Here is a 16081-nt window from a genome sequence, read left to right on the forward strand (position 1 = left end):
TTCCTTTTGACTCAAACCAAAATCATACTTTTATTCGTTATTCACCTACGCATTCGTTCTTTTGAAGCCGAAGGGTCTACGCTCCAATTTTCCTTCCCTGACATATCTGTCCAGTAGTTCACACATTGTAGCATATCCATTGTTTCTGAATGAAGATGCGTAGGTCCTAGCTTTAGGAGAGGTGTTCAAATATTGAAGGAAAAATCCCTCGTCAATCACCTGCGTATCGCAAATATAAGCTTCAATCGATGTATGCCATTCTGGGTGATGCTCCCCAATATTCACAAACAGACAATGATCACCATGTAAATCAGCTGACCATATTCCATCAATAATCAAGTCTGTTTCTCTTTGTTCCAGCCATTCAAACTGAGTTGGGAACGTCTCGTACTCCGAAGGTCTGATTTGACGGGTTACGGTAGCCATTCGTTCACATAAACGCTGCGCAGATAGCGTGTACTCGTCCCACAAGCCCAAAATAGCCATATCTCTTGCACGCGAGTCTCCCCACTCTTGATCTTCTTCGGCCGAAGTTTGTAAGTGTGTGAACGTTTGGTCTATCCCCTTATGCCTCATTGCTATTCTTCTTCCTCCGATCTATCACAAGTGTATTCCATTTAGAAACCAAAAATCCCTTGCTCGAAAAGCCGTGTGAGTTCAGAAAAGAAACATCACGGCTTGACAGCAAGGGAAATATACCTATCTGTATACAGATTATACTTTTAGATCACCATCATAGGTAGCAATCATTTTGTATAGTTCGGGACGACGGTCACGGAAAATGCCCCATTCGATCCGCCCTACTTCGAGCTCGTCCAGATCAAATTCAGCAATAAGCACTTCTTCATCAGTACGACTCGCTTCTGTGATTTTGTTCCCCTGAGGTCCGGCGATAAATGATGAGCCGTAGAAATTGATACTGGATTCTTCATCTGTTTCCATTCCGATGCGGTTGGAAGCAATGACTGGAATCAGATTGGAAGCTGCATGACCTAGCATGCAGGTCTGCCAGTGGTCCTTGGAGTCAATGGAAGAATCCTGTGGCTCAGAACCAATCGCTGTCGGATAGAACAAAATCTCTGCGCCCATAAGCGCCATACAGCGGGCCGCCTCGGGATACCATTGATCCCAGCATACGCCTACCCCAATTTTGGCATAACGTGTATTCCACACTTTAAACCCAGTATCGCCCGGATTAAAATAAAACTTTTCCTCATACCCAGGACCATCCGGAATGTGGCTTTTACGGTATTTACCCAACACTTCACCGTCTGCATCAATGACAGCAAGACTGTTGTAACGAGCATAGTTTTTCTTTTCGTAAAAGCTGATTGGCAGCACAACCTGCAATTCTTTGGCAATCTTCTTGAAATGATTAACCGCTTTGTTGTGCTCCAGCTCAGTTGCATATACATAATAATCAGACTTTTCCTTCTGGCAGAAGTACGGAGTTTCGAACAATTCCTGCAGCAAAATAATTTGCGCGCCTTGGGCTGCCGCTTCACGTACCAGCTTCTCTGCTTTGCTGATATTTTCTTCAATATTGGTAGAACAGCTCATTTGAGTTGCTGCCACTTTTACTTTTCTCACCTTAGTCCTCCTTATGAATGTTATATCGTTAACGCTTTACAGCAGGCATCTGCTGGGTTGTACAGTGTACGTTACCGCCTTCACGGATAACTGCCATACCATCTACAGTACGGATCTTGCGATTCGGAAATACTTTTGCTAGTACTTGCTGGGCTGCAAGATCGCTCTCAGCGGCAGTTCCGCCAAATACTGGCAAAATAATGCCGCCATTCACAAAGTAGAAGTTAATATAGCTCAGTGTCAGTCGGCTGTCTTCATAATCCACACGCGGAGGTTGGCCGATCTGAATCACTTCCAGCTTACGACCTTTGGCATCCGTTGCTTGCTCTAAAATGCGCAGATTTTCCTGCGTGATTTCGTAATTTTCATCCTCAGGATCAACACATACTTGCATAATGACCTTGCCAGGAGCAGCAAAGCAAGCAATATTGTCCACATGACCATCCGTTTCGTCGCCACTGAGTCCACGTTTTAGCCATATAATTTTCTCGGCACCTGTATATTCACATACGTACCGTTCTATTTCTTCTCTGCTTAGTTCCGGATTGCGATTGGGATTAAGCAAGCACTCTTCGGTTGTAATCAGGGTGCCTTCGCCGTCTACGTGCAGTGAACCGCCTTCCATTACTAGTGGTGCATCTAACCGTGGAACTCCAAGTTTGTCCAGAATTTGCGGCGCAACCTGGTCATCCAGATCCCATGGAGCATATTTGCCGCCCCAGGCATTAAACTTCCAGTTTACACCTGCCAACTGACCATGTTCGTCTGTCAGAAAAGTTGGACCGTTGTCACGCAACCACGCATCGCTATGCTCTATCGGCAGCAGTTCTACCCGTTCCCCAAGCTCAAGCGCTTTAACACTCTCCAGATCATCTGGATTTACGACTACGGTAACTGGTTCAAATTCCGCCATGGCACTTATAATTTCGGCATAACCCTTACATACCTCGGCATGCATCTCCGGGTAAACCATTGAAGATTGTACAGGCCAGGAAATATACGTACGTTCATGTGGCGCCCATTCAGGCGGCATCTTATAATGTGAATCCTTAATTTGCATGTATTGAAGCTCTCTTTCTTTTCAAAATGTAGACTCCGCTCCTATCATACAATAATATGATCTTTGTCTCAATCGAAGCGGAAAAGTTTTAATAATTCACATGGAAATTTAGGGGAAATCAATTTGAAAAGGTGATTGTTTTTACTGTACTGCCATCAAAATCCTTCACAGTAAATTGTGCTCCCTCCAGCACACCATAAGAGGATGGGTAGTTTTCTTTTGGCAATGCGATCGAACCAGGGTTCAGTACAAAGACCCCATTTTCCACATCTGCTACCGGAATATGAGTGTGTCCCTGAATGAACACATCCCCTGCTTCCAGTGGTGGCAAATTTCCGATACTAAAACCATGTCCGTGCGTGACATAGATTCGCCGTCCTTCATGATACAGCAAAGCATAGTCACCCATCATTGGAAACTCTAGCAACATCTGATCCACTTCCGCATCGCAATTCCCGCGCACCGACACTGCAATGTGGGATTTGTATTGGTTCAGCATAGCAGCCACTTCCGCCGGGTTATATCCTTCCGGTAACGGATTACGCGGTCCATGGTACATATAATCTCCAAGCAAGACAATACGGTCAGCTTTCTCCTCCTTAAATTTTTCCAGTGCTAATTGCAACCAGTACAGTGAACCGTGAATATCTGATATAAACATTAATTTCATAGTTTTTCCTTCCTTTCTGAATAGACCATTGTAATTTAGAAATGTTCCTCTTACGTTCATTATTACACTATTCCCTGAACAAATCAGTGCAAAAATGTTTCTTTACGTTTGGTAGTTCTCTGTGATGACGTAAAACTACAGCTCCAGATAAGCTGTAGTTTTATGGTTAATTCCTTTTATACTTGTGCTTATCATCTTCGGTGATTTTACGGATGACCTTGCAAGGGTTTCCTGCGGCAATCACGCCAGAAGGAATGTCTTTGAGTCCTAATTGTGATTTTTCTTTTTCTGTCATAGCTTGTCCGCACTCCGTTTATGTAGTTAGATACTTGTCATAAATGACGCTCATGAAAAAATTTGGCGATCGCTTCCCCCATAATAAAGCAGAAGCGGTCGCCACGTAAAAAACATCATTATGTTTTTATAACTTATTTTATAAATTAGTTACTGGTTTATTTATAAATTAACGCTTCAAGCTTTCACCGTTCGTAGCAATAACTTCTTTGTACCAGTGGAACGATTTCTTCGGATATCTTTCAAGTGTACCGCTGCCATCATCATGACGATCTACGTAAATGTAGCCATAACGTTTTTTAAGCTGAGCAGTCGACGCGCTGACAAGATCGATACAGCCCCAAGATGTATAGCCCAGAACCTCTACTCCATCTTCAATCGCTTCCCCAACTTGAACCAAATGATCATTCAGATAGTTGATTCGGTAGTCATCTTCAACCGTTTTTTCACCTTTTTCATTGGTGATAAGCTCGTCCACAGCACCCAGACCATTTTCAACGATGAACAGTGGTTTTTGGAAGCGATCATAAAATGTATTCAGCACATAGCGCAGACCTTGCGGATCAATTTGCCAGCCCCACTCACTTGCCTCGAGATGCGGATTGCTAACCCCACCGAGGATGTTACCTTCACCTTTGACTTTTTTGGCTTCGTCAGCCGTCTCACAAGTACTCATATAATAACTGAACGAGATAAAATCAACCGTATGCTTCAGATCTTCAGCATCACCTGGCTCATAATGAATAGAGATTCCGTTTTCTTTGAAGAAACGTCTCATGTAACCTGGATACTGACCTCTTGCATGAATATCGGCAAATGCCATGTTTCTGTGATCAAATTCCATTGCTGCAATCACATCGTCTGGATTAGGTGTCAGCGGATAAGTAGGCATACTCAGTACCATACAACCAATTTTGAAATCAGGATTAATCTGATGACCGATTTTTACTGCTCTTGCACTCGCTACCAGCTCATGGTGAATAGCTTGATAAAGGTCTTGTTCACTAAGTTGATCTTTTGGTGTGCTAATCCCGCCACTCATGAATGGTGCTTCAAGAATGGAGTTGATTTCATTGAACGTCAACCAGTATTTTACTTTATCTTTGTAGCGATTAAATACAGTTGTTGCATAGCGCTCATAGAAATCAACAAGCTTACGGTTTACCCAACCATCGTATTCTCTGGACAAATGTAAAGGTGTTTCATAGTGAGATAATGTAACGAGTGGCTCAATACCATATTTATGAAGTTCATCAAACAAATCATCATAAAATTGCAAGCCTTTTTCATTAGGCTCAAGTTCGTCACCATTAGGGAAAATACGTGACCAAGCAATGGAAGTACGGAACACTTTAAAGCCCATTTCCGCAAAAAGTTTGATATCTTCTTTATAATGATGGTAAAAATCAATACCGATCAACTTCATATTATCTTCTGTTGGTACATCCGTAACCGGCCCCCAACCACCACGAGGAGTTACATCCTGAATGGACCAGCCTTTTCCGTCTTCTTGATAAGCGCCTTCGAGCTGATTAGCAGCAACTGCTCCGCCCCACAGGAAATCTTTTGGAAACTGTGTACTCATATTTTCTCCGCCTTTGCTGATGTTTTTTCATTAACTAGGACATAAACACGTTACCTCTACGCTAATGTTTATAAAGTACTTCTAATTGTATCTTAAGGTTTGTAACGCGTTTCATGTCAAGTATTATTTTAAAAACTTGCAGAGTCTATAATCGTATTATCTCCAATACATACTTCCCTATTTATAACAACGTCCCCCCCATCTATCCGTTAATTACCAATTGTAACTGGGTGAGCTATTCTTCAAAGTGGAAGGCCTCTATTTTCTTTTTTCCACCAATTGTAAATTGTAGGTCAAGCTTTCAAGGGTAACTGAAATCAACCCATACATGTATTCATCGTGCGTATCGTTTTTTACAAAAATCTCAGGCATATGTTCTTTGGGTACATCTTTAAGACAGCCGTTATAAATATCATCCAACAGTGCTGGCTTAGATAACTCTCCTGTCAAAGCGATCGATACAGGGTCTATAATCGCAATAATGGATGTTATCGTTTTGATCGCCAAAAAAACAAATTCCTGTGTGCTATTTAACTGTTTAAGCTGTTCCTCTCTCGTTATGCCAAAGGGTAAAAAGGAAACTTCCCCGGCAAATTTGGTATTTCCTTTTAACAAATGTCCATCGACAATAAAACCCGCTCCCGGAAAATTATCCTTGGGAAACGTAACAATAGCGAAGGTTTTGTCCTCATCATAATTTTGCATGTTATAAAATCCATAGACGGTCAGATGCATATCATTTTCAATGGTGACTTCTACCCCGTATTTATCTTGAAGGCGTGGTCCTACAGGGACTCCTATCAGCAGATCAAGATCGCAGACATCAATAACCCCTTGATGAACAACCCCCGGGATGCCAATACCAATCGCTTTAACGTTTTCGTAGTTGTTAATCAGCTCTTCAATTTGGTGATCTATTACTTCATAATCAATATGAGGCACAACGGATGTGTTCTCTGCAATAATATCGCCAAGCATATTGGCAACAGCATAAGTAAGAGAATCTACTCCGCCTTCCGTTTTCACAGTTAAACAAATAATATAGGAATAATCAGCGTTATATTTGTAACGTCTAGCCGGACGCCCACCGTTCGATTCTTCCAATTCCAACTCTAATACTTCTCCGGTTTGAAGAAGCTCATTTAGAATATTTCCGCAGGTTGCCACACTAAGTCCTGTAATACTGGCTATAGACGACTTGGTTGCATATTCCTTGGATTTCAGTGTGTTTTTAACTAGCTCTACATTAATGTGTTTGACCCGAATCGTATTATTGGAAACTGGTTGTATTTGAATACACCCCTTTTGAAGTAATTATAAAAAGCTTAATAATAAGCTGTAATATAACGCTCGGTCTGTAATAAGTCAATTTGCCCTCCCCATACGCAAAGAATATGATTCTCAATTCGATTAGTCAATCATCATGATATACTATGTTTAAGAGACAAAAATTTAGTGATAAAACTAACAAGAAAAGGGAGATTCTATTGTCAACTAGCGAATTTGTAGCAATTATTGCATTGATCCTCTCCGTCATACTTTTGTTCAAGGTCTATCGCCTTCAGTCTAGGCTTAATGACCTGAAATCCGATATTGAGCGTCTTGAGAATCGTTCAGGACTAACGGGAACCTCGATGTCAAATACAATCGCTCCTCCTGTTCCACATTTCCCAGGCTCAGATGCTTCCGAAGAAATCAATGAAAGGCTACTTCTACTGATCAGGGAAGGAAATAAGATTAAAGCCATAAAAGAGTTAAGAACCGCTAGAAATCTTTCTCTTAAGGATGCAAAAGATTATGTAGATCACTTGGAAAAACGCTAAGAAAGGAAGAATTAAAATGAGTATCAGTAAAACAAACGCTATGCGTATATTGGACGGGCAACACATCCACTACAATATTTTGAGTTATGACCATCAAGATGGAAAAATTGACGGTATGAACGTAGCCGAAAAGATTCAAAGAGCACCGGAATCAGTTTTCAAAACCTTGGTTGCACATAGCAAACAAAATCTGTTTGTTTTTGTCATTCCTGTACATAAAGAGCTCGATCTCAAAAAGGCTGCTAAATCTGCGGGAGAGAAGAAAATTGAAATGCTTCCAGTTAAGGATCTGCAAAAGCATACGGGATATATTCGCGGCGGCTGCTCTCCCATAGGGATGAAAAAGATCTATCCCACTTATATCGACCAGCCTGCAGTTGAGCTGGAAACGATCGTCGTAAGCGCTGGGAAAATTGGAACCCAAGTGGAGCTGAGTCCGCATGATTTAGCCCAAATCATTCAAGCACAGTTTACAGATCTAACGCACACGGCATAAAACTCATCACGTCCTCATAAAATCTTTATGCGTATTTTCTCTTAATCCTATGCTTCATCATGCTTCAACTTGGAGAGGAAGATCAAATAATGCATAATGATTGCTCGAAAAAAGTCGGAATCCCCCAGCCCATAAGAAGTGATGGCGCAGGGGGGATTGACAAGGGTCCACGTGATGTGATGAGGGATTTACAAAATCCAGATATGCTGGTTCCTCCCGTAACGGACAATGGTCTCATACCGAATATGAGGTTTTCTTTTTCAGACGCCCATATGCAGCTTAATCATGGTGGATGGTCAAGAGAAGTTACAGTAAGGGAATTACCCATTGCCACAACTCTTGCCGGCGTGAATATGAGTTTGACACCGGGCGGTGTCCGCGAACTTCACTGGCATCAGCAGGCAGAATGGTCTTATATGCTGTTAGGTAGTGCTCGCATTACGGCAGTTGACCAAGATGGACGTAATTTTATTGCTGATGTAGGCCCTGGCGATCTCTGGTACTTTCCACCTGGCATCCCGCATTCTATACAGGGCCTTGAAGAAGGCTGTGAATTTTTGCTGGTTTTCGACGATGGCAGTTTCTCCGATCTGAACACCTTATCCATCTCGGATTGGTTCGCACACACACCTAAAGAGGTGCTCTCTGCAAATTTCGGGATTCCAGAAGCCGATTTTGCAGAGATTCCTCAAGACCAAGTGTACATCTATCAGGACTCCGTTCCCGGTTCAATTCAAAGTCAAGCGGTTCCTTCTCCCTACGGGACGTTGCCCCAATCCTTTAAGCATGAGTTACTAGCTCAGCCCCCGATCAAAACACCAGGCGGAAGCGTACGGATCGTTGACTCCTCCAATTTTCCGATTTCCAAAACCATTGCAGCTGCCCTTGTTGAGATTGAGCCTGGAGCCATGCGAGAAATGCATTGGCACCCCAATAATGACGAATGGCAATACTATCTTGCCGGGCAAGGACGGATGACTGTCTTTGGCGGTAATGGTGCAGCTCGTACATTTGATTTCAGAGCCGGGGATGTTGGATATGTGCCCTTTGCTTACGGTCATTACATTCAAAATACAGGTTCTAGCACACTATGGTTTCTTGAGATGTTTAAAAGTGACCGTTTTGCAGATGTGTCCTTAAATCAATGGATGGCTCTTACGCCTAAAGAACTGATTCAAAGTAATTTACACGTTGGCGCTGATGTGATCTCTAATTTACGAAAGGTCAAATGGCCCGTCGTCAAGTATCCTGGTTACTCTTATGACCCTAAAAAGAAATAAAGGAAACACTTTGTCATGATGTCTTCCAGCTGTTTCCGTGGCTCAGAACAAACTGCTCAAATGAGACCGGACAGCGCCCAGTGACAAGCTTAACGGTATCGGTCACTTGGTCTTCACTTCCATTTTCACGTATCCTTCTATCTAATCCTGCCAGCATATCTGCATATTCCTCAGGCATTCCAGCGTGAACCATGCCCGCTTTCAACTCTTCATCAGACAACGAGATATGCTGGATCGGTTGGACTGTTGATTTCCCGATCAGTTCAGCCACTTCGTCATATGTTAGTGATTGAGGTCCAGTGATGACATGAGCCGTGTTGTGTGGTTTATCGTCAATAAGAGCCCTCACTCCCACTTCTGCAATGTCATCTGCACTTACGAAGCCTATTCTCCCGTTTCGGGTTGCACTATAAATGGCCTTGTTGTTTTTGATCGTGCCCACATGCTGGCCTTCTGTGAAATTCTCCATAAAGTAGGATGGCTGCAGTACAGCCCACTCTGGAGCTAATCTACGAAGTGCTTGATGCACAGGTCCAAATACTGGTCCGTCCTCAGGCACAGATGCGCTCCCTAACAGCACAAATCTTTGCACTCCGGCACTCAAGGCTTTTTCAATAAAAGGAATCATCACTTTGGCGGGATTGACGTCCAGCACAGGTACTACCAAATAAATTTTACCTACATTCATCAGCGCCTGTGCATGTGTTGATTCATCATACCAATCAAAAAATACATAATCAGCCCCTTCCGAATTGCCAGGTTTAGTACGCCCTGCCAAACGTACCGGATACTGAAGTTGCATAAGTCTGGCAGCTACACGGCTGCCTGTTTTGCCGTTTGCTCCTGTAATCAACGCTATATTTCTGTCTTTCATGAAATTCAACTCCTATTTTAATTTTTATTTTCGCCTAGATCTCTATATCCCTATGAGAATTGACTTTTTCATTCACGATTCTAGAGCTTCTAGAGCTACCAAAGGGTTCCAATAATCTTTGTAGTGACTAATTTTTCCGTTCTTCAGCTTAATAACAGAAATGTAGGTTTGATTATACGGTTTACCTGTGCTCACAGCCTGCGCCTCAGAGGCGAATTCGGCCACGAATAAACTCGGGTCCGTTGTCGTATGGATAGTTGGTGAAGAGAAATGCTGAATCCGAAGTATACTAGGAAACTCCTTAATATACTCGTAAATTGCTGCTTTACCCTGAAGCACTTGTACAAAATGTTTAGGTGCATAAGGGAACTCGAAAACAGCGTTATCATCAAATAATGAAATCCATTGCTCCATATTTTCTTCTAACAGGTTGCTCGTAAATTTATGCATGACTGCTTGTGCTTGCTGTTTTGCATCGTCAGTATTCGGATTGATATTCATGGTAGACACCTCGCATATTTATTTTAATTTCTGTTTAAAAAGTGAATTTAAGACGCGAAAATAAACATAATAATTCTAGACTGAATAGTCTATAATACTCAAAAAAATTTGACTAATCGGTCTGGAATGTTCAAAAAATAAACGCTATTAAGCGTTCATAAAGATCAATCCAAAACCGACAGCGTCGTACGTACAATATCTCTAAGCACCTCAGTGCTGGCGCCTGTCTTGGCGGTAAATGTCAACGATAGTCGGGCATGATTTAGAAATCTGGCGATTGACAATAGCTCAGATTCCGTAGCATGAATCTCCCCCTCTTTTTGGGCGCGGACTAGGGCGTTGTAAAAGGCAAGTTCAAGCTTTTCAGTATTTTCAGAAATAAAAGCTTTGATCTCATGATGATGCGGAGCCTGTTCAATAGCACTGTTCATAATAAAGCATTCCTTGGACAGTCTCTTATCCGTCAACACTCTAACAGATTCATTAAAAATCGTCGCTATTGCATCCTTAATGCTCCCAGGTTGACTGAGCAGATGAACTACGGCTTCAGTTTTGTCACGTATATAAAGCTGAATAGCCGAAAAAAATAAATCATATTTCGTTCCGTAGGTATCATAAAGACTCTGCCGCGCTATACCCAGCTGATCCAGTAAAATAGTCAGAGAAGTTCCCTCATAGCCATGCTCTCCAAATACAGCCATAGCTTTTCGCAGAACACTTTCAGTATCAAATTCTTTAGCTCTTCCCAAACCTCATGTTCACCTCCTTGACTATGATTATAATTTTTTCAGACTGATCAGTCAAGAAAATGAAATTGATTTTATATCATTTTATTCACAAAAAAACCATCGTACCGAAATACGATGGTTTAGGGATGTTTATTTTATCCAAACGCTCAGATGTAAATGATGCAATCCGATTATTCCTCAGAGTCTACGTTGTGGTACACCTGCTGAACATCTTCAAGGTCTTCGAGGGCATCAATCAGTTTTTCGAATTGTGCCTGTGCATCCTCGGGAAGTTCAATATGGTTTTGTGCCAGCATGGTCAGCTCGGCTACAGTGAACTCGGTAACACCAGCAGCTTTGAAAGCTTCCTGTACGGCATGGAATTGGTCTGGCTCCGCGTATACGATTTATGGTTTGTTGCTCTCACTTTTTGTATGAAATTGTATACGTTTATCATATCAAATTATGCGTGCTTTTACCATAATAGTTCATATGCATATCTATCTTCAATAGACTCAATTTAGTTTATAAACAATAACCTCTTCAAAACATGGAGGGACGATTAAGTCCATCTTATTTTGATATCTTTTAGGGAGTTGGTGCGCTTAAAATTTAAAACCAAAAAATCTATTCTCATCTTTGCTTCTATTTAGCTTTGCAATAACACATTTATTATCTTCCAGAATCTCAATGTCACTTGCCTCTAATTCATCAATATTAATAGTAACGAAGTATTGTCCTCGTTCACTAGTCTTTAATCGAGAGTCAATATAGCTCAATAGCTTTGGTTTGACTGCCACATCTGGCTTTGAATAAGAGCCGTCATGGAATAAAAAATTAATTGGTAAATGTTTTTCAATTCTATATAACAACCAAGTCAAATCAAACATATTAATTTTCATGTATAGTCTTCCATGAGATTTCTCATCTGGAATAGTGCATCTAATCTTAATTCTTCCGGTCGAAGCAGTACTTTTTGAGGAGTTCTCAAACTCAAAATTCAGAACTCCTACTTGATTATACGTCTCCAAGCACATCGAATTAAATATTTTTTGTAAATATTCAACATGCTCTTTATACGTATAAAACTCATCATTCTTTATTGATGTCAGTCTCAATTTTTCAGCTTCAAGTTTGTTAATTTTGTCATTTATTCCATTTTTGTTATCGTATTCTGCTAATCTAACCTTTATTTGTGCTAACTCCAGTTGTTTATCTTCTAGTTCTTTTATTACCGAAGCAACATCCTCAACAAATTTCTTATTTTTAAGAAGTTGACTTACATTTCTCAAATCGCCTTCTATTTTCTGTCTGTTTTCTTTTAACTCAGCTATTTCTGATTGCATGATACTTATCTTATCATTAAAATACTTACCTCGATTGTCAACCATAAAATCATAAAATGTTTCAATTTCTTCATAATTCCGCTTTACTTTAAATGGAAAATACCCAACAAGCTGTTCAAAAAAAGGTTCTATGTCCTTCAATTGTTTAATGTCTCTTGTTTTCTCTGTTAAATTTTTTATATTTTTTTGGTATTGCTTAATAACATGTTCCAGTTCAAATATTTTACTTTGAGTTAACTGTAGTTCAGTTTTAAGATCTGAATATCTGTCGGTGTTTATCTGAACCCTATCTGAGATCTCTAACGAATCCAAGGCAGCTTTTATTTGAGATACTTCTGTTTCCAACTCTTCTTCTTTAATCCTTAGCTTGTCTACCTGAATACCTATTGATTCAATCAACTTAATTTGTTGTCTTAAAGAATCAATTGAAGCCTTAATATTCTGAATCTCAAATTCAAATCTATGAGGTAGTCCAAATAAAAATGCCAATAGAGAGTAATTAACAATAGCTTTTCGACCAGCCAAAGTTATATCATTAAATCCAGATTTTTCGTTCCTAACTATATATTCGCGCAATGCCGAAAAAGAAGTTTCATTTTGATTCAAGAATAGCAAATCACCAATTTTTTCTTTGTAATCTTTCAGAGAGTAACTTTGCCATTCGCTTAACTCAAACGAAACTTCTTCGGAAACAAGAATAAATCCTTTTTTAGGAGTATTAAGGTGACGCCCCAAATACATAATTGCTCCATTGGATTCAATCTTTAATATCAAGAAAATGCTACGACTTATTAATTCTGAATTTTGTTCGTAGGATTGACTTATTGTCCTTCCAAGCAAGAATTCGATGCAATCTATCATCGTAGATTTCCCAACCCCATTTGTCTCTTCGTTGAGTATGCTCTTTTCACCTAGAATGACATTTAGCCCAAATCGATTGAAGGGATACTTTTTTAAAATCGTTCCAGAGTCACTACTATAAATAACTAACTCGTTTAATATCATTGTATAGCCCTCATTATCATATTTTGGTTAGCACTTATTAATCCCATTGCAAAAAGCAGAGTAAGTGATAAATATAAAATTCTCTCTATATTCAGATTTAATATGATATTTCTTTCATTAGCATACTTTAAAAATAATTCATCAACATGTAATTCACTATCTAACAACTGATACAACATTTTGGAAGTGAATAAAATATTTTCTTCTACTATTTGATGTTTAGAGACTAGGAAATAGTCCATTTTGATTACCTCCTCCGCTATGCTAATTTCTTGAACATTGACATAACGGAATAGTGAATTAATAAAGTTTGTTTGGCTCAGCATTTTTAAGCCTCTACCTTGTTTTCATTGAAAATATTACAGTCATAAATACTCCAACAAATTAGAATTCGGATGTACCTTCTAGTCTTTGCAGGTGAATAGCTCAATGTTTCCGAGTATTGTTTTTGTATCGCATCCACCATAGTTGTGAAAATAACGTCCCCTGAATCATATTTATTGTGAATGCCCAAATATGTTTCAATCACTAATTCTGAAACGATTTCTTTTTTATCTGCTTCAATATATGAAGTTGAATTTAATATCTCCTCTATCGCTGTGAAATATTGGGCGTAATCAAGAAACATTTTTTCAAATGATGGGCTACAACGCATATTCTCAAACTTTTCTTCGATTTCTTTTTGTTTTGTCTGATTACTTGTAATTTCCCCCTTCTTCTTAGGGTGTTGATGAAAATCAATTATGAATTGTTTAAATTCGTCCTCATCAATCCTTACTTTATCCTCAATATCATCCTTTAGAGAGGTGAGATCAACAACCTCGGGTTGTTTTGCTCTTTCCTCAAATTTCTTTAATTTATGTTTAAGAGTTCCGCTTCTTGCCAATCTCCCCGTATCGTTTGTTGTAGTCCAATATTCTTCTGCGTTATACCACTTATGATACACGACTTCCATTTCATGACTATCAAAGGCAACTTTTGCAGATATAAATCCACCAACCGCATAATCATCAGAATGTGTTGCTCCACTTACCAAATTGATGTAAGGAGTATGAACATTTGCTTCTACATGATATTTTGGTTTATGTACATGTCCAGATAAATACATATCAATCCCAAAGTCATCAAAATTTGCGACAATACTTGTTACCTCATCTGGATGAAAACAATCAATTGTATGGTGACCAATCGCTATGTTAATTTTACTTGAATCACTCTTTAACGCTGAAAGGCAACCAATCAATTTCTGTCGCCCGATCAGAAGAGTTCCTTCTTCTTTTGAAGTATACGCTGTTAGACAGGTATTCAAGTGGATTATATTACAGTTACCCTTGGTTTTAATAAAATGAAGAGACTCTCGCGGATATTCTTCTCCTGTATACTCTTTATAAAACTCAAAAAAATCTTTAAAACTTTCCAGTAATATTCCTTTAGTATCTTCCGTGTTTAAAGCTTCATCTAGCTCGTCTTTTGATAATGAAGCTTTTATGCCCTCTATTACATATTTTCTGGGGACGTTTCTCTTCAAATCATGATTACCAGGAACAATAAAAATATCTTTTCTTGTTAAGTTTAAGCTCGATAATATCAAATCTAAAAAATCAATTATCTCATTATTAAAACCAGCACCTTTGTCACATAAGTCGCCAGTTATCAATACAAAGTCAAACCTAGTTCCCTGAGACAATTCTTTTAGGTATCTTACTAACATCATTCTCATTTTTAACGAATCGTAGTTTGAAAAATGATGATGAATATCTGAAATTTGGATAAAGTTCGTTTCCATATAATCAACTCTTCTTTTCTAAATTTGTATTTGAAGACAAATTAATCGCCCTAAGTACTACCAGTCAATTTTACATCACCAATTCAGCTTTTTCACCAAAATTTTTACAATTAAGACACTATTTTTTTCAACAAATCTTAGAAATAAAGATAGGAATAAAATTAAAGTTACACATTTCATTTCCTGTAAAAAAGCAATGCAGCACTAAAATACGATAGCCTATTTTGCACTTGTTAAATTATTAACGTTACGATTAAATCGAGGACGAGCTGGTAGGTGGATACCAGACCCATGCGTTTACATGTATAACGTTTACTGATACAAGTATTCATCACCATTATTTTGGTTCATATCAAGTTTCGTCTTATGAGCAGCGTTGCTGCTTTCATATGACCCGAAATCCGAATTTAGGCTTAATACCTTACATCATATGCTTTACGTTCATAAACTTGTATAATAACTAGTAATTTTATATGTTATTTATTATTGCATCCGATTCAACCTACCAAACTATATATCTAATTACCTATACCTAACAATTTTAAAGCAGCTGCTTCAAATACTAGGTTTTCTTTTATATGAAATTTATATTCCTTTAATTTGTCTTGCAACTCCTTCAGATCATTATCATTTAAATAGTCTTGAACATACCCTTCAACTAAAATCTCTTTTGTACCCTTGATAGGAACATCATCTACATAATTTCTGATAAATTTAATGGCTCTTTTATCATCAGTAAGAGCAGAAGAATTAAGTTGTTTTGCTTTAACAATACAAGACAGTTCTGCATCACTATATTTTTTACTTTCGGGTATTTGGGACATTTGTACTAAATCTTGAATAGTAAGGTTCACTTTTTTAATTACTTCCTTGCTTATAAGAGATTCATACTTGATCTTAGTAGCAGTATCAGCGTTACTTATCTCTAACTCAACATATATTGTTGTAAAAAGGAAATATTTTAACTTTCCAAATAAATCAAATCGGTTTATATTGCAGAAATTTTGAATAACGCATGTATCAATAACCGCAATCGTCGTCAT

General features: G+C 39.0%; 17 protein-coding genes and 1 pseudogene. 3 read left to right on the top strand and 15 right to left on the bottom strand.

Features of this window, described 5'->3' with window-relative positions:
• Positions 1-45: 45 nt before the first annotated feature.
• The 7 genes from ACXHJ2_RS11365 to ACXHJ2_RS11395 form a co-directional block, all read right to left on the bottom strand.
• Positions 46-576: a hypothetical protein gene (locus ACXHJ2_RS11365; protein ID WP_165083622.1), complete on the bottom strand. Its 531-nt coding sequence runs from the start codon at positions 574-576 to the stop codon at positions 46-48.
• A 138-nt stretch (positions 577-714) separates the two neighbouring features.
• The gene (gene aguB, locus ACXHJ2_RS11370; protein ID WP_165083624.1) at positions 715-1590 is read right to left on the bottom strand and encodes an N-carbamoylputrescine amidase; all 876 of its coding nucleotides are present in this window, start codon (positions 1588-1590) and stop codon (positions 715-717) included.
• Positions 1591-1618: 28 nt separating this feature from the next.
• The gene (locus ACXHJ2_RS11375) at positions 1619-2650 is read right to left on the bottom strand and encodes an agmatine deiminase family protein (protein WP_165083626.1); all 1032 of its coding nucleotides are present in this window, start codon (positions 2648-2650) and stop codon (positions 1619-1621) included.
• Between the two features lie 118 nt (positions 2651-2768).
• Positions 2769-3320 (bottom strand): phosphodiesterase, encoded by a 552-nt coding sequence (gene yfcE, locus ACXHJ2_RS11380; protein WP_165083628.1) that lies wholly within the window; start codon positions 3318-3320, stop codon positions 2769-2771.
• Positions 3321-3486: 166 nt separating this feature from the next.
• Positions 3487-3615 (bottom strand): hypothetical protein, encoded by a 129-nt coding sequence (locus ACXHJ2_RS11385; protein ID WP_013371041.1) that lies wholly within the window; start codon positions 3613-3615, stop codon positions 3487-3489.
• A gap of 168 nt (positions 3616-3783) precedes the next feature.
• Positions 3784-5199 carry a glycoside hydrolase family 1 protein gene (locus ACXHJ2_RS11390; RefSeq protein WP_165083630.1) on the bottom strand — a complete coding sequence of 472 codons (1416 nt, stop codon included), beginning with the start codon at positions 5197-5199 and terminating at the stop codon, positions 3784-3786.
• A 258-nt stretch (positions 5200-5457) separates the two neighbouring features.
• Positions 5458-6366, bottom strand: coding sequence for an ROK family protein (locus ACXHJ2_RS11395; RefSeq protein ID WP_080771851.1), 909 nt, complete (start codon positions 6364-6366; stop codon positions 5458-5460).
• A gap of 320 nt (positions 6367-6686) precedes the next feature.
• On the opposite strand from ACXHJ2_RS11395, the gene ACXHJ2_RS11400 reads away from it, so the two are divergent.
• From ACXHJ2_RS11400 to ACXHJ2_RS11410, 3 genes are all read left to right on the top strand, one after another.
• Positions 6687-7022: a ribosomal protein L7/L12 gene (locus tag ACXHJ2_RS11400; RefSeq protein WP_165083632.1), complete on the top strand. Its 336-nt coding sequence runs from the start codon at positions 6687-6689 to the stop codon at positions 7020-7022.
• Between the two features lie 16 nt (positions 7023-7038).
• Positions 7039-7518 carry a Cys-tRNA(Pro) deacylase gene (ybaK, locus tag ACXHJ2_RS11405; RefSeq protein ID WP_025677847.1) on the top strand — a complete coding sequence of 160 codons (480 nt, stop codon included), beginning with the start codon at positions 7039-7041 and terminating at the stop codon, positions 7516-7518.
• Between the two features lie 89 nt (positions 7519-7607).
• A complete protein-coding gene (locus ACXHJ2_RS11410) occupies positions 7608-8798 on the top strand; it encodes an oxalate decarboxylase family bicupin (protein WP_040101399.1) in 1191 nt (396 codons plus the stop codon).
• Positions 8799-8811: 13 nt separating this feature from the next.
• Here the strand turns inward: ACXHJ2_RS11410 and ACXHJ2_RS11415 are convergent, their stop codons facing one another.
• The 8 genes and pseudogenes from ACXHJ2_RS11415 to ACXHJ2_RS11450 all read right to left on the bottom strand — a co-directional run bounded on the left by ACXHJ2_RS11415 (position 8812) and on the right by ACXHJ2_RS11450 (position 16081).
• Positions 8812-9672, bottom strand: coding sequence for an NmrA family NAD(P)-binding protein (locus ACXHJ2_RS11415; protein WP_013371035.1), 861 nt, complete (start codon positions 9670-9672; stop codon positions 8812-8814).
• Between the two features lie 72 nt (positions 9673-9744).
• On the bottom strand, positions 9745-10173 hold the full coding sequence (locus tag ACXHJ2_RS11420; RefSeq protein WP_013371034.1) for a nuclear transport factor 2 family protein: 429 nt from the start codon (positions 10171-10173) through the stop codon (positions 9745-9747).
• A 164-nt stretch (positions 10174-10337) separates the two neighbouring features.
• On the bottom strand, positions 10338-10922 hold the full coding sequence (locus ACXHJ2_RS11425) for a TetR/AcrR family transcriptional regulator (protein ID WP_013371033.1): 585 nt from the start codon (positions 10920-10922) through the stop codon (positions 10338-10340).
• Between the two features lie 170 nt (positions 10923-11092).
• A pseudogene (locus tag ACXHJ2_RS11430) lies at positions 11093-11308 on the bottom strand (YebC/PmpR family DNA-binding transcriptional regulator); the annotation flags it as partial.
• 198 nt (positions 11309-11506) lie between these two features.
• The gene (locus ACXHJ2_RS11435) at positions 11507-13252 is read right to left on the bottom strand and encodes a DUF2326 domain-containing protein (protein WP_165083634.1); all 1746 of its coding nucleotides are present in this window, start codon (positions 13250-13252) and stop codon (positions 11507-11509) included.
• Complete coding sequence (locus ACXHJ2_RS11440) at positions 13249-13494, bottom strand: ABC-three component system middle component 6 (RefSeq protein ID WP_165083636.1); 246 nt, start codon at positions 13492-13494, stop codon at positions 13249-13251. Before ACXHJ2_RS11440 ends, ACXHJ2_RS11435 begins: the two co-directional genes overlap by 4 nt.
• A gap of 86 nt (positions 13495-13580) precedes the next feature.
• The gene (locus tag ACXHJ2_RS11445) at positions 13581-15038 is read right to left on the bottom strand and encodes a metallophosphoesterase family protein (protein WP_165083638.1); all 1458 of its coding nucleotides are present in this window, start codon (positions 15036-15038) and stop codon (positions 13581-13583) included.
• 518 nt (positions 15039-15556) lie between these two features.
• Positions 15557-16081 carry a hypothetical protein gene (locus ACXHJ2_RS11450; protein WP_165083640.1) on the bottom strand — a complete coding sequence of 175 codons (525 nt, stop codon included), beginning with the start codon at positions 16079-16081 and terminating at the stop codon, positions 15557-15559.

The sequence above is a fragment of the Paenibacillus sp. ALE3 genome (assembly GCF_054113405.1).